At 72.3% G+C, this 19,441-nt stretch carries 12 protein-coding genes; all 12 read left to right on the forward strand.

Annotated elements, in window-relative coordinates; genetic code table 11:
• Nucleotides 1-91 precede the first annotated feature (91 nt).
• The 12 genes from JOE53_RS01145 to fusA all read left to right on the forward strand — a co-directional run bounded on the left by JOE53_RS01145 (nt 92) and on the right by fusA (nt 19,371).
• Entirely contained in the window at nt 92-1,060 is a 969-nt protein-coding gene (locus JOE53_RS01145; protein ID WP_005050537.1) for a hypothetical protein, read from the forward strand.
• Complete coding sequence (locus tag JOE53_RS01150) at nt 1,060-1,545, forward strand: hypothetical protein (protein WP_005050536.1); 486 nt, start codon at nt 1,060-1,062, stop codon at nt 1,543-1,545. Before JOE53_RS01145 ends, JOE53_RS01150 begins: the two co-directional genes overlap by 1 nt.
• 52 nt (nt 1,546-1,597) lie before the next feature.
• Nucleotides 1,598-2,263 carry a hypothetical protein gene (locus tag JOE53_RS01155; RefSeq protein WP_005050534.1) on the forward strand — a complete coding sequence of 222 codons (666 nt, stop codon included), beginning with the start codon at nt 1,598-1,600 and terminating at the stop codon, nt 2,261-2,263.
• 118 nt (nt 2,264-2,381) lie between these two features.
• Nucleotides 2,382-3,527 carry a serine/threonine-protein kinase gene (locus JOE53_RS01160; protein WP_204946503.1) on the forward strand — a complete coding sequence of 382 codons (1,146 nt, stop codon included), beginning with the start codon at nt 2,382-2,384 and terminating at the stop codon, nt 3,525-3,527.
• Entirely contained in the window at nt 3,527-9,472 is a 5,946-nt protein-coding gene (locus tag JOE53_RS01165) for an Ig-like domain-containing protein (RefSeq protein ID WP_204946504.1), read from the forward strand. The genes JOE53_RS01160 and JOE53_RS01165 overlap by 1 nt, the downstream gene beginning before the upstream one ends.
• Nucleotides 9,473-9,487: 15 nt before the next feature.
• A complete protein-coding gene (locus JOE53_RS01170; protein WP_204946505.1) occupies nt 9,488-10,453 on the forward strand; it encodes an AAA family ATPase in 966 nt (321 codons plus the stop codon).
• 23 nt (nt 10,454-10,476) lie between these two features.
• Nucleotides 10,477-11,826: a DUF58 domain-containing protein gene (locus tag JOE53_RS01175; protein WP_271170991.1), complete on the forward strand. Its 1,350-nt coding sequence runs from the start codon at nt 10,477-10,479 to the stop codon at nt 11,824-11,826.
• A 5-nt stretch (nt 11,827-11,831) separates the two neighbouring features.
• Nucleotides 11,832-14,264 (forward strand): transglutaminase domain-containing protein, encoded by a 2,433-nt coding sequence (locus JOE53_RS01180; RefSeq protein WP_325168436.1) that lies wholly within the window; start codon nt 11,832-11,834, stop codon nt 14,262-14,264.
• The gene (locus JOE53_RS01185) at nt 14,261-16,036 is read left to right on the forward strand and encodes an FHA domain-containing protein (RefSeq protein ID WP_204946508.1); all 1,776 of its coding nucleotides are present in this window, start codon (nt 14,261-14,263) and stop codon (nt 16,034-16,036) included. Before JOE53_RS01180 ends, JOE53_RS01185 begins: the two co-directional genes overlap by 4 nt.
• A gap of 292 nt (nt 16,037-16,328) precedes the next feature.
• Nucleotides 16,329-16,697 carry a 30S ribosomal protein S12 gene (rpsL, locus tag JOE53_RS01190; protein ID WP_005050525.1) on the forward strand — a complete coding sequence of 123 codons (369 nt, stop codon included), beginning with the start codon at nt 16,329-16,331 and terminating at the stop codon, nt 16,695-16,697.
• Between the two features lie 5 nt (nt 16,698-16,702).
• Nucleotides 16,703-17,173, forward strand: a complete 471-nt coding sequence (gene rpsG, locus JOE53_RS01195) for a 30S ribosomal protein S7 (RefSeq protein ID WP_005050524.1) — start codon at nt 16,703-16,705, stop codon at nt 17,171-17,173.
• An 83-nt stretch (nt 17,174-17,256) separates the two neighbouring features.
• Entirely contained in the window at nt 17,257-19,371 is a 2,115-nt protein-coding gene (gene fusA / locus JOE53_RS01200) for an elongation factor G (RefSeq protein WP_204946509.1), read from the forward strand.
• Nucleotides 19,372-19,441 lie beyond the last annotated feature (70 nt).

A 19,441-nucleotide genomic window follows, 5' to 3' on the forward strand; every position in this document is an offset into this window, starting at 1 on the left:
AAGACACGTCGGCATGGCTCCGCGTCGGCGCCCTGCCCCGGCGTTACGCTCGCTGTGCGGCGGCACACGTCCCGCGTGAGGAGCACACGCCATGAGCGACCCCAAGTACGGCGAACCGATCGAGGAGCCCACCCCGGTCGAGACCACGTCGGTCGATGAGGCCGTCGCGAGTGCCCATGCGGGGCTCGCCGACGCCGAGGCCGCCTCGCGCCAGGCCGCCGTCGACGCCCCCGCGACCGCGGATGCCGAGTCCGGCGACACGGTCCACGCGCCGTCGTCGGACGCCGTGGAGCATGAGCCCCAGGCCGTGGTCGCCGAGCCCACGCCCGCGGAGTCGATGCCCGCCGCCCACACCGAGCCGGTCTACGGATCCTCCTTCGCCGACGATCCGGTCGATGAGACCTACGTGCCGGGTGCCTACTCGTCCTCGACCGAGACCTCCGTCGTTGCGGAGCCGGTCGTCCCCGTCGTGCCCGTCGTGACGCCCGCACCGCAGCCGATCTTCGTCCAGGCTCCCGAGCCGCCGCGTCAGCGCGGCAACCGCGGCGCTGCGGGCGCGATCGGCCTGCTGGCGGCGGTGGCCTTCGGCATCCTGTACCTCGGCGCCGCCCTCGGTCTGCAGGCCATCCGGGGCGAGGTGACGGGAGCCAATGTGGGCACCGCCGCGCTCGCTGCGGTGCAGTCGTGGTGGCTGTGGGTGCCGGTCGTCGTCTTCTTCATCGGCTTCTGGCTGCTCGGCGCCGTCATCAATCGTGGACGCTGGGGCCACTGGGTCGTCTTCGGCCTGCTCGTCGGCGTCGTCGCCTACGCGGGGCACCTCCTCGGCCAGCTGTTCCAGGCACCGTTCTGGTCGCTCACCGCGCGGCAGGGAGCCGACCTCGTTCAGGGGCAGCTACTCGCCCCGCTCGCGATCGTGGCCTTCGTGCTCGGACGTGAGCTGACGATCTGGTTCGGCGCGTGGGTCGCCGCGCGGGGCAAGCGTGTCACCGAGCTCAACGACGAGGCACAGCGCGAGTACGAGCGCACGCTCGAGGCGGGCCCGCGGCTGCACCAGAGCTGATGACCGATCCGCGCGAACGCGGTGGCGCAGGCGGGCTCACCCCGCCGGTGGCCACCGCGTTCGCCGTCGTGGGGTTCTTCGCCCTGCTGATCGGCGGGTTCGGGATGCTCAGCCTGTTCACGGGCGCGGAGGTGCTGCCGGTCTCCGGGCTGGGGCAGCTGCCCGGCATCGTCGGGGGCGCGTTCGCCGTCGGCGCCTTCGCCCTGTCGACCTGGTTCGCCGTCCGCCCCGAGCGGACGCGATACGGCAGCGCGGCGATCGTGACGGTGGCGACGGTGCTCGCCTACCTGTTCGGTGTACTGGCCGGCGGTGTGCTCTCGGGAGTGGACGGCGCGCGCATCGTGGCCGCTGTGGGCGCATTCGCGACCTCGTGGTTCGCCGTCGTGCTGGCGGCCGCCGCGCTGGTGGGTGGATGGGGGGCGATCGCGCTCGTGCGCACCGCAGCCGAACGGCCTCGCTGGCCGTGGGAGCGCGACGACGACTGAGTCGTGGCCGGAAATCCCCCGCGATCCGCGTGGATGCCGCAACAATGGAGCCGTGGAGCGGTCGATCGAGACCCAGGTCAGCCAGGCGGTGGACGCCTGGCTGCGCTGGCTGCCGCGCTGGGAGCCTGCCACCCACCGCGGGCGCGTCGCGCCGTGCCGCCGCTGCTTCGGCTCGCCGGTGCTGTCGGCCGCGGGGCTGGGAGCGGATGTTCCGCACGGCGTGCAGCACGGGCTCTCAACCCGCATCAAGACGATCGTCGATCACGCCGTCGCGGAGTACACGTCGCGCAACCTCCCGATGCTGCAGGCCGAACTCGACCAGCAGGCCGCCCGCAACCGGGCGCGCAGCTACCGCCCCGCGGAAGGGCTCGACCCCGAGTTCGAAGGACTTCCCCTCGATCCGGATCCGGTCCCGGGAGCACCGTTCCTCTTCACGATCGGCGGGCTCGCGGAGCAGGAGGACGCCGACATCCCGGCCCTGCCGCCGCTCAGCGACGATGCGAAGGCGGCCCTCCGTCAAGAGGTCGGACTGGCCGATGACTACGCGAACATGGTGGGTCGCGAGGTCTGCGCCGTGCTGCTGCACCATCGCCTGCGTATCCAGGCCGCTATCGCGCAGTACGTCGAGCCGCAGATCGCCGCCATGCTCGAGGAGCTCACGCGTTCGCTGGATGCACCGTTCGAGCCGAACGCCGACCCCGGCCTGCCCGAGCTCTGATCGGTGCCGGCTCGACGCGGTGCGGAGCGGGCGCCGCGGTGTGTCGAGGTGGCTTTGTTAGCATGGCCGGGTTCCCGAGGTCGTCGGGGATGGGGTCGCGAGATGACTGAGGGGTGCCATGACGCGCAGGCTCCCGTCTGCGCCGCCGCAGCTGCCGGGGCTCGACTACGTGCGTCCGCTGGGATCCGGCGGCTTCGCCGACGTCTTCCTCTATCAACAGGACATGCCGCGGCGTGCGGTCGCGGTGAAGGTGCTGCCGGCCGGCGAGCGTGACCCCGATCTGCTGCGCATGTTCAACGCCGAGGCCGACGTTCTGGCGCATCTGTCGGCGCATCCGGCGATCGTCACGGTCTATCAGGCGGGAATCTCCGCCGACGGACGCCCGTATATCGTGATGGAGTACTGCCCCGGCTCGCTCGCGCAGCGCTATCGCATCGAACGGATGCCGGTGGACGAGGTGATGGCCGTCGCGGTGCGTCTGGCCGGGGCACTCGAGTCCGCGCACCGCGCGGGTCTGATCCACCGCGACATCAAGCCGAGCAACATCCTGGTGACCAGCTTCGGGTCGGCGGTGCTGGCCGACTTCGGCATCTCCGCGTCGTTGCAGCGCAGCGCGGCATCCGACGTCCTCGCGATGTCGATCCCGTGGAGCGCTCCGGAAGTCGTCGCCGAGCACAGCGGCGGCACGATCGCGAGCGAGGTGTGGAGCCTGGGCGCGACCGTGTACTCGCTGCTGGCCGGTCACAGCCCGTTCGAGAGGCGCGAGAAGGATCAGAACACCCGCGAGCTGATGCGTCGCCGCATCGCGCGGGCGACGTTCGTGCCGATCGCCCGTCCGGATGTGCCCGACGCGCTGCAGCAGGTCCTCGCGACGGCCATGACCCGGGACCCCGACCGCCGATACGCCTCGGCGCGGGAGTTCGGCGAGGCCGTCCGCGAGGTCCAGCGTGCGGCGGGGATCGCGCCCACCCCGCTGGAGGTGCCGACGGAGGAGTGGATGCCGGCATCCGACGCGATCGATTTCACCGACGTGTCGGCGCGCGGCCCCGCGCGCAGCCGCGTGGCGGAGGGTCGCCGGCGATCGATGCCGGAGGTCACGGCGCGTCGAACGCCCAGCGCGGACGAGGACGCGACCGGACTGAGCGCCTCCTCCCCGCGCGCACTGTGGTCGCCCCGGGTGATCGCCCTCTCGATCGTCGGCGCGCTGGTGGCGGCGGGCGGACTGCTCGCCGCGGGAGCAGCGCTGTGGACGGTGATCCGCTGATGAAGCGGGGCAGCGTCGTCGGTCTCGCCGCCGCGGGTGCGGCGTTGGCGCTCATCACCGGGGTCAGCGTGGTCTGGCCGGGGCTGGACGCGCAGCGCACCCCGCCGTCGCAGAGCTCCGCGTGGGTTCTGCAGGCCGACACGCTGCGCTACGCGCGCGTGAACACCGCGATCGGAGAGATCGACACGGTGCGCGCCGTCAGCAATCCGAGTCGGATCGTGACCTCCGCCGACGGTGCGTACATGTTCACCGACAACGACGCCAAGGTCGAGCGCATCGACGACGCCGCACCGGTCGATCTCGACGCCGAGGGGCTGCGCACCGCGACGCCGGCGCCCGCCGGGACGGCCGACATCGACGCCTCCGGTGACGTCGTGGCCTACCGCACCGATGCGGGGGCGGTCTTCGCGGGGCGGCTCTCGGCCGGACCCGCCGCGCCGATCGACGTTCCGGCCGCCGCCGCCGTCGCGGCCGCATCGTCGGGCGTGGTCTTCAGCTATTCGGCGTCGGCCGGCACGGTTTCGCGGATCGACCTCGCCTCGGGAAGGGTCGCCGCCGCCGACAAGGTGGCGGCCACGGTGGAGCGCCCCGTCCTCACTGCCGCCGGCGATGACTGGGTGCTCCTGGACACTGCCGGCAGCGGTGCGGGACGGTTCTGGACAAGCCGTGGGACGGGCACGATCTCGCTGACGGGCACCATCGCGGTCAGCCGACCGGCGGTGGACGGCGATGCCGTCTACGTCGCCGACGACACGGGTCTGGTGCGCATTCCCGTCTCCGCGGTCGCGGCCGAGCGCATCTTCGGTGACAGCACCACCTCGCGAGGCACCCCCGCCCGTCCGGTCAGTCGCGGCGGCGTCATCAGTGCCGCGTGGCTTGCCGAGGGCACGCGCGGGGGCACGCTGTGGACCTCCAACGGAGGGGATGTGCCGCTGGACTACGGCGGGCAGGGTCTGGGCTCCCAGCGGCGCCCCGTCTTCGTGGATGCCGGCGACAGCGTGATCCTCAACGATGCGCGATCAGGGTGGGTCTGGTCCGTCCCGGAAGGGCGCCTGCTGCCCTCCAGCCAGAACTGGGACATCGAGGACGAGGTGAAGACGGCGCCGAAGACGTCGGACCAGAAGCCGCCGCCCATCATCGACCCGCGCCCTCCGGTCGCCGAGAACGGTGCGTTCGGCGTGCGGCCGGGTGCGCTCGTGAGCCTTCCGGTCCTGCTGAACGACCACGATCCCAACGATGACGTCCTCGCCGTCGACCCGGCATCGGTCACCGGCCTCGACCCCGCCTTCGGCACCGTGACCACCACCGACGACCGCCAGCGCCTTGCGGTGCGGGTCGCCCCCGGAGCGACGGGATCGGCGACGTTCAGCTATGCGGTCACCGACGGCACGACGGCGGACGGGCTCGTGTCGCCGCCGGCGACGGTGACGCTGCGCGTCGCGGCGGAGGACGAGAACTCCGCCCCGGTGTGGTGCGGCGTCGAGGGGTGCCGCCAGGACTGGCCGAGCCCCGAGGTGGCTCCCGGGGGCACGGTGACCGTTCCCGTGCTCGGCGACTGGGTGGACCCCGAAGGCGACCCCGTTCTGCTCCTGTCGGCGAGCGACGACTCCGGTCTCGGCGAGGTCGCCACCACCCCGGAGGGCGACGTCGTGTTCCAGCACCGCGACGCCGGGGTGGCCGGCGAGCAGGCCGAGTCGATCACGGTGACCGTCGCCGACGTCCGCGGCGCGACCGCGACCCGGCAGCTCGTCGTGCGGATCCGGGGCGACGCGCAGCCGGCCCTGCAGTCGTTCGCGGTCGTCGACGTGGCGGGCTCGCGCGTGTCGGTCGACGTCGCCCCGCACGTCACGGGGACCGCCGGCGACCTGACGCTCACCGCGGCGCGCGTGCTCGATGATGCGGCGGCCACCGCGACCGTCGTCGGCGGCTCGACCACGTTCGATGTCGTCGCGGCGTCGCCGGGCGCCTACCGTGTCGCCGTCACGGTGTCTTCGGGAGGGCACGAGGCCACCGGCACCGTCCGACTCACGCTGCTCGACCCCGGCGGGCCCGCCGACCTGTCCACCTCGCCGGTCGTCGCCTTCGTGCGTCCGCAGGCCGATGCCACCGTCGACGTCCTGGCCGCGGTCACCAACCCCACCCGGCGGGTGCTGCTGCTGAGCGATCTGGTCATCCGCCCGGTCACCGGTGCGTCCCTGTCGGCCGACGTCGTGGCCCAGAGCCAGCTGCGGGTGTCGGGCTCGACGGCATCCGGCGCGTCGGGTCTGCTGGGAACCGTCTCGTACCGGGTCGGCGACGGCACGACCGACGAGGGTTCGGCCATCACCGGTGAAGCGACGGTGTACCTGCTGCCGCCCGCCGCCGAGCAGGCGCCGATCGCCGTCGACGATCGTGCCGTCGTGCGCGCGGGCGCGCAGATCGACATCCCGGTGCTGGACAACGACGTCGCGGCGGTCGGCACCCGCCCTCGCCTGGACCCGGAGTCGATCGTCGCCTCGCGCCCCGACGTCCTCGCCTTCGCCGCCGGCGATGTGCTGCGGGTGCTGGCTCCCACGACGCCGGGGGACGTCACGATCTCCTATCGGGCGTTCACGACCGGCGCACCGGCGCTCGGCGACACCGCCACGGTGCACCTGATTGTGGTCGGCGACGGAGCGAACCGCGACCCCCTGCCGCGGACGCTCTCGGGGCGGGTGCTCAGCGGACTGTCCACGGTCATCGCGTTCGACGGCTTCGGGATGGATCCGGACGGCGACGTCGTGCGTCTGGATCGCATCGTCGATCAGCCCGCGCACGGCTCGGCCGTCATCTCCGCCGACGGTGCGTCCATCGTCTACTCCAGCGATGCCGGGAGTTCGGGGCAGGACACGTTCACCTATCGGGTGGTGGACCCGTCCGGCGCCGCGGGCGTCGGAACCGTCCGCGTCGGGGTGCTGAGCGGCGATGCCAGTCCTGCCCCCATCACCTACACCGATTACGTGCAGGTGCAAGCCGGTGACGGCAACGTGCTGCGCGTGCATCCCCTCGCCAATGACATCGACCCCCTGCAGGACACGCTGACCCTGCAGCGGGTGCGCCCCGACGTGCCTCAGTTCGCGTTGGACGGGTCGCCGACGGCGGAGTTCACTCGTCTGCAACAGCGACTCGTGTCGCAGAGCGACGACACGGTCACGATCGCGGCGGGACCGACACCCGGGACGATGTCGTTCCTCTACGACGTGGTCTCCTCGGCCGGAAACACCGCCCGCGGCCTCATCGTCGTGCGGGTGGTCGACCAGCGCGTCGCCGACTTCCCGGTCGTCTCCGACACCGTGCTCGACGCCGACGGACGCGCCGATCTGGCGCGAGGCATCGACGTGCTCTCCGGCAAGGTGCTGTGGTCCGGAGGCGACACGGGCGACCTGTCGGTCGGGCTCTGGGCACCGGTGGACGGCATCACCGTCGAGGGGACGCGCCTGGTGGGCACCGTCGACGACCGCGCCCACGTGATCCCGTTCTCGGTCACGGGGCAGACGTCCGCCGGGCCGGTGACGACGTACGCGTTCCTGAGGATCCCGGCCGCCGCCGATACGCCGTTGGCGCTGCGTGCCGGGGCGCCCCCGCTCACCGTCGGCGAGAACGCGCAGGCCGATGTCGACCTCGCCGCGCTCATCACGGTGCCGCGCGGTCGCGCCCTGGAGCTGTCGGGCGAGACCCGCGCCTCGGGCGCGCGGCCCGGGGCATCGTGCACCGCCGTCGGCGGAACCACCCTGCGTTACGCGGCCGGCGCGGACGCGCCGTGGACGGACACCTGCCGGGTGCTCGTACGCCTGGCCGGTCAGCCGGCCTGGACCGTCCTGGCCATCCCGGTCGTGGTGACCCCGATCGCCCCGCAGCCGCGGCTGTCGCCGGCCGCGCTCGAGGTCGCGCCGGGCGACACCCAGGTCTTCGACCTCGGCGCGATGACCACCTGGCAAGGGCGCCCCGAGGCGATCGTCTACCGCGTCGACGGGACCCCGGCATCCTTCGACCTCGCGCTGCAGGGCGCGCAGCTGAGCGTCCGGGGCCGTGATGCGGCCGCGCCCGGAACGATCGAGAGCGTCGTGGTCCAGGTGACCTCCCACCCGGGTGTCGCACCGGCGCGGATCTCCCTGCGGGTCGGCGCCGCCCCGTCCACGCTGCCGCAGGGCGGTTCGGTGCAGCAGCAGTGCAGCCAGGCGTCGGGCACCTCGTGCACGATCGATGTCGTCGGCGCAGCCGGTGAGGTCAACCCGTTGCCGAGCACACCGCTGCAGGTGGTCTCCGTCGCCCCGGCGGGCGTCTGCACCGGCGTGAGCTTTGCGGTGGTCTCGCCCAGCCGTGTTTCCGCGACGTGGACCTCGGATGCGCCCGGTGCGACATGCGCGGCGAGTTTCACCGTCCGCGACGCCCAGGGGCGCCAGAGCGCGAGCGCCCGAGACGGACGGATCCTGCTCGACCTGCAGGGCTACCCGAAGGCCCCGGCGAGCGTGGCGCAGTCCGCCTACGCGGACGGCTCGCTCACCCTCCGGGTCGATCCGGGGCCCGCGCAGGCCGCCTACCCCGCGCTCACCGGGTTCGAGGTCCGTCAGGGCGGCCAGCGCGTGGCCGTGTGCACGCCGCAGGGCATCTGCCCGCCGATCAGCGCCCCGAACGGCGAGCAGCGCTCGTACGAGGCCGTTGCGGTGAACGCGGTGGGCTCCTCGCTCACCGCCGTGCGCACGACCGCGTGGGCGTACGATCCGCCGTCCGCTCCCACGGGTGCGACCGCGGCTCCCGTCGTCGCCGGCGCCGACGGCGGCGTCGCGTCGCTGGCGATCTCCGGGGTGGATGCCGCGAACACCGGATCTCTGCAGATCACCAGTCCGGTCGGCGAGACGCAGACGATCGCCGTCGGCTCGTCGCAGACCAGCGTCACGGTGCCCGCGTTCCGCGTGGGCGCGAACACGGCGACCGACGTGACGATCACACCGCTGTCGCGGTACACGGCCCCGCCGGGCCTGCCCGGCCCCGCCATCGGCTCCATGACGGTGTCGGCGCACGGCATCGGTGCGCCGACGCAGGGCGCGCTGACCCTCACGGCCGTCAACGTCGGCGGCGGCCGCGTCGACATCACGGCGGTGGGAACGGCGACGCCGGGGGGCGACGGCGCCCGCGTGCGTTATGGCATCGTGCGTCTCGACGGCCCCGTCGGCCAGGACGGCGCCCCGGTCTCCGTCGACAGCTGTCGCACGAGCGACGACGGCGGACAGCGCGTCTTTCGCGGTCTTCCGGACGGGCGCCTGTACACCTTCGCCCTCTGCGCGGAGTCGTGGTTCGATTCCCGCTCCTTCGGTCGGGTCACCGTCACCGACACGGTGCGCGCGGTGCAGAGCGGTGCTGCGCCCACCGGCTACACCTTCGTGGTCGGTCCCACCGCCCACCTCGCCGGCGACGGCACCCCCTCGGGTCGCGCCACGTGGACGATCGATCAGACGCCGACGTCGCCCGAGACTCCACCGAACGACAACAACGTGGTCTTCCGAGCACTGCCGAGCAGCGTGTTCGACAAAGACCCCGGAATCGAGGTGCGCTACGAGCACAAGGACGGATGGTGGCAGTCGGCATGGGGCGACGTGACCCCCGCTGCCGGCAGCGCGCCGTATCAGGTGCAGGCCTCGTGGTCGCTCGGCACGTGCACCGGTGGCACGACGCTCTCCCGCAACGCCGGAGCGAGCGGCTCGGATGCCGCGGTGACGTTCGATGCCACCGGCATCCGCTACTACGACAAGAACGACGCGTTGCTGGTTCCCGGCACGGACCCGTGGACGGTGCCCGCGGAGGCCGTGCGCGTCACCGGCATCCGTGTCGTCGTCGACTGGTCCGGGCAGGGCTGGAACCTCGCCCCCGCGAGCGCAGAACTCGCGACACGCTGTACGCCCTCCACCGCGCCGAACCCGGCCGGCTGACCCGACGGAGTCCTCATGACGATCACCACCGAGCAGGCGACCTGGTTCGCCCAGACCTTCGCGCAACTGGCCGACAACGTCGAGCGCGCCGTGCTCGGCAAGCGTCACGTCGTCGAGCTCATCCTGACCGCCATGCTCAGCGAAGGACACGTGCTCGTCGAGGACGTGCCGGGCACGGGGAAGACCTCCCTCGCTCGCGCCGTGGCCCAGTCGGTGCAGGGGACGACGACCCGCATCCAGTTCACCCCCGACCTGCTTCCGGGCGACATCACCGGAATCACCGTCTACGACCAGAAGACCGGCGCGTTCGAGTTCCACCCCGGCCCCATCTTCGCCAACATCGTCCTCGCCGACGAGATCAACCGCGCGAGTCCGAAGACGCAGGCCGCGCTGCTCGAAGTGATGGAGGAGGGGAGCGTGACCATCGACGGCGTCACGCGCGCCGTCGGCGCCCCCTTCCTCGTGCTCGCCACGCAGAACCCGGTCGAGCAGGCCGGTACCTACCGACTGCCCGAGGCCCAGCTCGACCGCTTCCTGCTGCGCACGGCGCTCGGCTACCCCGATCATGCGGCGACCGTCCGCATCCTCGATCGCGCCGCGGTCGCGACCGCGGAGCTGGCGCCCGTGCTCACTCCGGGCGCGCTGGTCGGTATGAGCGAACTGGCCGCTGACGTCTACGTGGACGCGCTCGTGCTCGACTACATCGCGCGGCTCGTCGATGCGACACGAGCCGCTGACGAGGTGCGCCTCGGCGTCAGCATCCGCGGGGCCCTCGCCCTGACGCGTGCCGCGCGCACCACCGCCGCCGCCCACGGTCGCACCTACGTCACTCCCGACGACGTCAAGCGTCTCGCCGTCCCGGTTCTCGCCCACCGGCTGATCCTGCATGCGGAGGCCGAGTTCGACGGTGTGGCCCCCGAGGCAGTCATCGGCCAGGTCCTTCTCGACGTGCCGCCGCCCACCCGCCGGGACAGCGCGTGAGCAGCGTCGAGAGCCGCTCGTCCGTGACCGACACCCGGCTCACGCGCACCTCGGCCACCGGACTCACCGGCGAGCGGACCGAGGTCACGGCGCGCCGCGGCCGTCGCCTCGTGGGCGCGGCCGTCCGCGCCTCGCGGGCCTGGGCGAGCGGGCGCGCGGCCGTCCGCGCCGCCACCGCGTGGTGCCGCGCGACGATCAGGCCCGCCGGGGCCCTGGCGGTGCTGACGGCGACCGCAGGCCTCTCGGCCGGGCTCGCGTTCGGATGGGTCGAGGCCCTCGTCGCCGGCGCGGCCGCGGCGGCGTTGCTCGCCATGGCCCTGCCGTTCCTCCTCGGTGCCCGCACGTACGAGGTGCGCCTCGTGCTCGACCGGGAGCGCGTCGTCGCGGGGGTGGCGGCGCGGGCGACCGTCGTCGTGCGCAACATCGGGCGCGCCACGGCATTGCCCGGCCGCATCGACATCCCGATCGGGCCCGGACTGGTCGAATTCGGCGTTCCGCTCCTCGCCGCCGACGAGGTCTCCCGTCACGCGGTGGACCTGCCGCCGCAGCGTCGCGGCATCGTGCGCATCGGTCCGGCGACCACGATCCGCTCCGATCCGCTGGGGCTGCTGCGCCGCGAGCATGCTTTCGACGACGTACAGGAGCTGTTCGTCCACCCGCGCACCGTCGCCGTGCCGTCCACCAGCGCCGGACTCATCCGCGACCTCGACGGCAGTGCGACGCGGCGCCTCGTCGATGCGGACATGTCCTTCCACGCGATCCGCGAGTACGCGCCCGGTGATGCCCGCCGCCAGATCCATTGGAAGTCAACGGCGAAGACGGGCCGGCTCATGGTCCGGCAGTACGAGGAGTCGCGCCGCTCGCGGATGGCGGTCGTGCTGGGACTGTCGAGCGCGGAGTACGCATCCGAAGACGAGTTCGAACTCGCCGTCAGCGCGGCATCCTCCCTGGCCCTGCGCGCCGTGCACGACGCGCGCGACCTCGACATCGTCGTCGGTGCCGAGATCCCGCGCGTCGTCCGGGGGCGCCTGCGCGCCATCCGCCACATCGCCGCGGGCGCCCCGCGCGCCGTGCTCGACGGCTTCAGCGGCGTCGATCGCCTCGTCGAGACGATGCCGTTCCCGGAGGTGTGCCGGCTGACCGCCGAGGCCAACGAACGGCTCTCGGTCGCTGTCCTCGTCGCCGGCTCGGGCGTTCCTCTCGCGGCTCTGCGCCTGGCGACGCTGGCCTTTCCGGTGGATGCCGCGGTCATCGCCGTCCGCTGCGACGAGCGCGCCCACCCGCGCGCACAGACGGTCGGTCCGCTCACCGTCGTGACCATCGGTGCGCTCGAGGACCTCGCCGGACTGCTCCTGCGCGGAGCGCGCTCGTGAGGGTCGTGGCCGGCGCGCTCTACGCGCTCGCCGCCGTGGTGTTGGCCGCCGTCGCGGCGTGGCCCATCTACCGGTCCGGATCGTTCCTGCTGCTGGTGGCCGCGGCATCCGTGCTCGCCGCGGCCATCGCGGCCCTCGTCGCCTGGCGACGGTGGAGCGGCTGGGCCGCGGCCGGACTGCTCGCCGGCGCCGTCCTCGTGGCGGGAGTGCCCCTGGCCGTCCCCTCCCGTGCGGGGGCGCCGGCACCGTTCCTCCAGGGACTGGGCGATCTCGTCACGGGACTGCTGTGGGGCTGGAAGGACCTGCTCACCGTCGACCTGCCGGTCGGGTCGTATCGCAACCTGCTGGTGCCCGCGCTCGTGGTGTTCCTGGTCGGTACGGCCAGCGTCCTGCTGCTGAGCTGGCGCAGGGACGCGCTCGCCGTGCTCGCCGTGCCCGTCGCGATCGCGATGGCCGGCTTCGGGCTGCTGTTCGGCAGCACCGAGGTCAGCGCCCCCCTGGTCGTGGGCCCCCTCGTCCTTCCTGCCCCGGTCGAGGCGGCCGTGGGAGCGGGAGTGCTGCTGACCGGCGTGCTGTGGTTGTCGTGGCGCAGCCGCGCCGCGCGCGTGCAGGCCCTTCGACGAGGGTCGGGCGCGGCTCGCGTGCGAGTGGCCGGCGACGCCGCGCGGGGAGCGGGCCCGCGACTGCGCCGGCTCGGGCTCGGGTTCGGCATGGTCGCCGTCGCCGCGGCCGTCGCCGTCTCGGTGCCGGCGGTGGCGGTGCCGACGCAGCGCGACGTGCTGCGCGAGGCGACGGGGCCCCGGCAGGAGATCTCCCGCGCGATCAGCCCGTTGAGCTCGTATCGGACGCTGTTCGCCGACGCGCGCGTCGACGAAGAACTGTTCCGGGTCACCGGCGACGCTCTTCCCGACCGGGTGCGACTGGCTGTTCTGGACGATTACGACGGCGCGGTCTGGCGCACCGACCCGGCCGGCGAGCCGTTCGTGCGGCTCGCCGCGGCACGCGTCCTCGGTGAGGGGGCTCCCATCGACGCCGAGGTGACGATCGGCGCGCTGGACGGCATCTGGATGCCGACGGCCGGAGCCGTGGCATCCGTCGACTTCGCCGGGCCGCGCGCCGCCGCACTGGCCGACGGCTTCTACGTGAGCGGCGCACGGGAGGCGGCGGTCGAGACGGCCCCCTGGAGCGCCGGTGACACCTACCGTCTCCGCGCTGCCGCGCCGGCGGTGAGCGCCCTGTCTTCGGTCACTGCTCCCGGTGGGCAGGCGGGAGTGTCGGTGACCGCCGCCGACGGCAGCGAACTCGTGGCACCGGCGAGCCTGCGCACCTGGGTGCAGCAGCATGCCGTCGGCACGGGCGGGGCGGCTCTGGACGGCCTGGTCACGCTGCTGCGCTCCCGCGGCTACCTGAGCCACGCGCTGCGCCCGCCCGCTGTCGGCGCCGCCTGGATGCAGCAGCTCGGGGCGGGCTACACCTTCGCACCGAGCGCGTCGGGACACTCGCTGGCGCGCATCGACGCCATGTTCACGGCGCTGCTGGCCCGCGAGGCCGACCCCGCCGCCGTCGCCGCGGACGACCTCGTGGCCGCCGTCGGCGACGACGAGCAGTTCTCGGCCGCCGTCGCCCTCATCGCCCGTGAGCTGGGCTTTCCGGCGCGGGTGGTCGTCGGCACGCGCCTCACGTCGAGCGACCCGGATGCCGCGACCTGCGCCGGCGGGGTGTGTCGCGCCGGCGACGTCTCGGCGTGGGTGGAGGTGCGCGTCGCGTCGGGGGACTGGATCCCGGTCGACGTCACCCCCCAGCACGTGCGCCCGCCGCGCACCGAGCGCACCGAGCAGCCCGACCCCCAGATCGCCACCTCGGTGCGCCCCGACGGGGTCGACGAGGTGCAGCCCCAGCGTCCCGCGCAGGAAGACAGTGCCGCGCCGACCGACCGCTCCGACCCTCTCGACCTGCGCTGGCTGTGGACGACGCTGGGCATAACGGGAGGTGTCCTGGCGGTTCTGCTCGTGCTCGCCGGTCCGTTCGCGGCGATCGTGATCGCCAAGGCGCTGCGGCGGCGCCGGCGGCGGCGCCAGGACCGTCCCGCCGACGCGATCGCCGGGGGGTGGGACGAGTACCTCGATGTCGCGGTCGACGCCGGTCGCCGCCCGCCACCGGCCGCCACGCGTTCCGAGATCGCACAGGCGCTCGCGCGTCCGGCGGCGGGCACGCTGGCGCGCACCGCCGACGAAGCGGTGTTCTCCGCCCGCCCGATGGCCCCCGACGAGGCCGATGAGTTCTGGCGGATCGTCGAGGACGAGCGTGCTGCGCTCACGACGAGCAGGTGGCGCCGGCTGCGTGCAGCCGTATCGTTGAGATCGTTCGTCCCGCGATCGTTCCGGTCACACTTCGAGAGGGGGAGCCGCGCGGCCTCGCGCCCGCGGCGCACCGCATGAACGCACCCATCGGCGACTCCGTCGGCGCTCTGCTGGGCCTCGTCGCCCTCGCGGCGGGCCTCGCCCTGTACGTCTGGACCGCCCTGGCCCTGGCCGCGATGTTCCGCAAGATGGGCGAGGCCCCCTACAAGGGGTGGGTGCCCGTCCTCAACGTCGCCACCGTGCTCGGGTGGGGAGGGTTCAGTCCGTGGCTCATCCTGATCGGTCTGTTTCCGGTGCTCGGGCCGATCGCGCTGTGGGTGCTGGTGATCATCTCGGCTCACCGGATCAATCCGGGCTTCGGATACGGCGGTGGCATGACCGTCCTCGCGGCGGTGCTGTTCGTCGTCTGGGCGAGCATCCTCGGTTTCGGACCCTCGCGGTGGCTCGGCGCGCGCGCGAGCGGCGCGGCGGCGGCCTCGCGCGAGCAGCCCCGCGCGAGCCTCGGGGGAGTGTTCGCCGACCTGGCGCCGACCCCGCAGGAGGCCGCGGTCGTGTCTGAGCTGCCTCCGGGGCCGGCGCCCCTGGCGGCAGCGCCCGACGCGGCCGCGCCCGCCGGGCGCTCCGAGGGGGCGCGCGAGGACGACGACGACCTGGCACGGCTCTTCGCGCCCCCGGAGGCCGCCGCCGCGCCGGCGTGGACACCGCCGGAGACGACGGTGCCGCCCTCGCCCGCGTCGCCCGCAGCCGCACCGCCCGCAGCGCCGCCCTCCGCAGACGCGGTCCCCACCGCGCGCGCCGCGGGAGCCGTCGACGCCGATGCGCTCGATGATCCTGCCGCGTCGCCGTCGCCGTCGCCGTCGCCGGCCGCCGTGGTCCGCCCGCCGGCGCCGGCGCCCGTGTCGGCATCCGCCGCCGTCCGCGCCGGAGAAGCCGTCGACGACGACGCGGCCTGGCCATCGGAGATCGACGACGTCTCGGCGATCGCGCCGTCCCCGTTCCCGCCCAGCTCGGGCGCCGGCTGGCGCCACGCCATGCCGCCGGTCACCGACGATGCGCCCATCGACTTCGTGCCGGGCCGCCGCAGCACCGCGCTGCCGTCGCCGCACGACGCCGCCGAGGCGACGGGGGCCGAGGCACCCGCGCCGCGGGTGTCCGCCGCCGCAGCGGCGGCGCGCGCCTCGCATGGCCCCTCGGCCGACACGGCCTCGGACATCCCTGTCTCCGCGGCACCCGGGTCCGCGCCCGCCCCCGCAGCGGACCCCGCCCCCGCGCCCGAGGTCACGCCCGACGCGGCGGAGCCGCCGCTGCGCCGCGCGCGACCGTGGCCGGCGTTCGCGGTCGCTCCGAACGAGCCCGACGGCTTCCCGGAGCTGTCGGGCGAGGTGTCGGCGGTCATCGGCTCTCCGGCTGCGGGATCGCCGCGTTCGGCCGCGGGCGCGGTCGCCGCCCAGCACCTCCGCGGCGAGAGCGCCGACGACGACATCGACCAGACGGTCATCACGCGGCGGGTTCGCGCGGCGGTGTGGCAGCTCGTCCCGGCATCCGGTGCGCCGGTCGCGATCACGGCAGACGTCGTCATCCTCGGGCGCCGCCCGGCCGCCGACGCGGCCTTCCCGAAGGCCCAGCTCATCGCCGTTGCCGGCGAGGCCCTCACCGTGTCCAAGACCCACGCCCGTCTCGAACGGCACGACGAGGTCTGGACGATCACCGATCTGGCCTCGACGAACGGGGTGCTCGTTCGCACCTTCATGGGCGAGGAGGTCGAGGTGGAGCCGGGCTCGAAGATCGACGCGGGGGAGCGGTTCTTCCTCGGCGACGAGGAGTTCCACCTCGCGCGCATCGAACGCTGAGACGAGCGTCGCGAGAGCAGAGCGCGACTCACCGGGCGCGTTTGCCCGAGTTCGTCATACGGCGTAGTATTGACCGGGTGTGCGTATACGCGCGCCGTCCGCCGTGCCACGGCATCCGGACGGGGTTCGGCACACGATCGGGACCGGTCTGCGAACAGGCCGCCCCCACGGCATATCCACCACCCAATGCTCGGCATCCGCCGCGCCGGTGGATCTGTGGTGAAGCCACCATCGCTGTCACCGTGCAGCACCTGTGCAGGCGAGAGCCGGCACAGCTTTACAAGGAGAGAACGTGCCAACCATTCAGCAGTTGGTTCGCAAGGGACGTACGCCCAAGGTCACCAAGACCAAGGCGCCCGCCCTGAAGGCGAACCCGCAGCAGGCGGGTGTCTGCACCCGCGTGTACACGACCACGCCCAAGAAGCCGAACTCGGCCATGCGCAAGGTCGCCCGTGTCAAGCTTCGCAACGGCACCGAGGTCACGGCCTACATCCCGGGTGAGGGCCACAACCTGCAGGAGCACTCGCTCGTGCTCGTCCGTGGAGGCCGTGTCAAGGACCTCCCCGGTGTCCGCTACAAGATCGTTCGCGGCGCCCTGGACACCCAGGCAGTCAAGAACCGCAAGCAGGCCCGTAGCCGCTACGGCGCCAAGAAGGGCTGAGTCCGATGCCTCGCAAGGGACCCGCACCCCGCCGCGTCGTCGTCAACGACCCGGTCTACGGTGCTCCGATCGTCACCCAGCTGGTGAACAAGATCCTCGTCGACGGCAAGAAGTCGCTGGCCGAGTCGATCGTCTACAACGCCCTCAAGGGCGTCGAGGCGAAGAACGGCCAGGATGCCGTCGCAACGCTCAAGAAGGCGCTCGACAACGTCCGCCCCACCCTCGAGGTCAAGAGCCGCCGCGTCGGTGGCTCGACCTACCAGGTGCCGGTCGAGGTCAAGCCGCACCGCGCGAACACGCTCGCGCTGCGCTGGCTCGTCAGCTACGCGAAGGGTCGTCGTGAGAAGACGATGACCGAGCGTCTGCAGAACGAGATCCTCGACGCCTCGAACGGCCTGGGTGCCGCGGTCAAGCGCCGCGAAGACACCCACAAGATGGCCGAGTCGAACCGCGCCTTCGCGCACTACCGCTGGTAACCAGCGGCGATTCGGTGGCCGGCCGGGTACGCACCCGGCTGGCCACCCCACGACATCCGTCACACCACACGTAAGGACACCCCGTGGCACAAGAAGTGCTCACCGACCTCAACAAGGTCCGCAACATCGGCATCATGGCGCACATCGATGCCGGCAAGACGACGACGACCGAGCGCATCCTGTTCTACACGGGTGTCAACCACAAGCTGGGCGAGACCCACGACGGCGCCTCGACCACCGACTGGATGGAGCAGGAGAAGGAGCGCGGCATCACGATCACGTCCGCCGCCGTGACCTGCTTCTGGAACAAGCACCAGATCAACATCATCGACACCCCCGGACACGTGGACTTCACGGTCGAGGTCGAGCGCTCGCTGCGCGTCCTCGACGGCGCCGTGGCCGTGTTCGACGGCAAGGAGGGCGTCGAGCCCCAGTCCGAGACGGTGTGGCGCCAGGCCGACAAGTACGACGTGCCCCGCATCTGCTTCGTCAACAAGATGGACAAGCTGGGCGCCGACTTCTACTTCACCGTCGACACGATCGTGAACCGCCTGGGCGCCAAGCCCCTCGTGCTTCAGCTTCCGATCGGCGCCGAGAACGACTTCCTGGGTGTCATCGACCTCGTCGAGATGCGCGCACTGGTGTGGCCCGGCGACGCCAAGGGCGATGTGACCATGGGCGCCAAGTACGAGGTCCAGGAGATCCCGGCCGACCTCGCCGACCGTGCTGCCGAGTACCGCGAGAAGCTGCTCGAGACGGTCGCCGAGTCCGACGAGGCGCTGCTGGAGAAGTACTTCGGTGGCGAGGAGCTCACGCTCGCCGAGATCAAGGGCGCCATCCGCAAGCTCACCGTCGCCGGCGAGCTGTACCCGGTGCTCTGTGGCTCGGCGTTCAAGAACCGCGGCGTGCAGCCGATGCTCGACGCGGTCGTGGACTACCTGCCCTCGCCCCTGGACGTGCCCGCCATCGAGGCGCACGACCCCAAGGACGAAGAGAAGATCATCGAGCGTCACCCCGACGCCAACGACCCGTTCGCGGCGCTCGCCTTCAAGGTCGCCGTGCACCCGTTCTTCGGTCGCCTGACCTACATCCGCGTCTACTCGGGTCACCTCGACTCGGGCGCGCAGGTCATCAACTCGACCAAGGGCAAGAAGGAGCGCATCGGGAAGATTTTCCAGATGCACGCCAACAAGGAGAACCCGGTCGACTCGGTCACCGCGGGCAACATCTACGCCGTGATCGGCCTGAAGGACACCACCACCGGTGACACCCTCGCCGACCCGAACGAGCCCGTCGTCCTCGAGTCGATGACCTTCCCCGAGCCCGTCATCGAGGTCGCCATCGAGCCGAAGACCAAGGCCGACCAGGAGAAGCTGGGCACCGCGATCCAGAAGCTGGCCGAAGAGGACCCGACCTTCCGCACCGAGCTCAACCCCGAGACCGGTCAGACGGTCATCAAGGGCATGGGCGAGCTGCACCTCGACATCCTCGTCGACCGCATGAAGCGCGAGTTCAAGGTCGAGGCCAACGTCGGAAAGCCGCAGGTGGCGTACCGCGAGACGATCAAGAAGGCCGTCGAGCGTCACGACTACACCCACAAGAAGCAGACCGGTGGTTCGGGTCAGTTCGCGAAGATCCAGTTCGCGCTCGAGCCGCTCGAGGTCACGGCCGACAAGACGTACGAGTTCGAGAACAAGGTCACCGGTGGCCGTATCCCGCGCGAGTACATCGAGCCGACCAACCAGGGCTTCCAGGACGCGATGAACGTGGGTGTCCTCGCCGGCTACCCCGTCGTCGGTGTCAAGGCGATCCTGCTCGACGGTGCCTCGCACGACGTCGACTCGTCCGAGATGGCGTTCAAGATCGCCGGTTCCATGGGCTTCAAGGAGGCCATCCGCAAGGCGAACCCCGCCATCCTCGAGCCGCTCATGGCGGTCGAGGTGCGCACGCCCGAGGAGTACATGGGCGACGTCATCGGCGACCTGAACTCGCGTCGTGGCCAGATCCAGTCGATGGAGGACGGGTCGGGCATCAAGATCGTGCGCGCCCTCGTCCCGCTGTCGGAGATGTTCGGCTACATCGGCGACCTGCGCTCGAAGACCTCGGGTCGGGCCGTGTACTCGATGGAGTTCGACTCGTACGCGGAGGTCCCCAAGGCCGTCGCCGACGAGATCGTCCAGAAGAACAAGGGCGAGTAACCACCCGCCCGGTCGTTGAGCGAGGCCCGCAGGGCCGAGTCGAAACGCCGCACAAACTGAATACAGACCC

The sequence above is a fragment of the Microbacterium laevaniformans genome (genome assembly GCF_016907555.1).
Classification (GTDB): Bacteria; Actinomycetota; Actinomycetes; order Actinomycetales; family Microbacteriaceae; genus Microbacterium; species Microbacterium laevaniformans.

Bases quoted from the DNA above. Each gene is read 5' to 3' on its own strand.
- JOE53_RS01185 (WP_204946508.1), top strand. From the start codon at position 14,261: ATGAACGCACCCATCGGCGACTCCGTCGGCGCTCTGCTGGGCCTCGTC.
- JOE53_RS01145 (WP_005050537.1), top strand. From the start codon at position 92: ATGAGCGACCCCAAGTACGGCGAACCGATCGAGGAGCCCACCCCGGTC.
- JOE53_RS01165 (WP_204946504.1), top strand. From the start codon at position 3,527: ATGAAGCGGGGCAGCGTCGTCGGTCTCGCCGCCGCGGGTGCGGCGTTG.
- JOE53_RS01170 (WP_204946505.1), top strand. From the start codon at position 9,488: ATGACGATCACCACCGAGCAGGCGACCTGGTTCGCCCAGACCTTCGCG.
- rpsG (WP_005050524.1), top strand. From the start codon at position 16,703: ATGCCTCGCAAGGGACCCGCACCCCGCCGCGTCGTCGTCAACGACCCG.
- JOE53_RS01160 (WP_204946503.1), top strand. From the start codon at position 2,382: ATGACGCGCAGGCTCCCGTCTGCGCCGCCGCAGCTGCCGGGGCTCGAC.
- JOE53_RS01150 (WP_005050536.1), top strand. From the start codon at position 1,060: ATGACCGATCCGCGCGAACGCGGTGGCGCAGGCGGGCTCACCCCGCCG.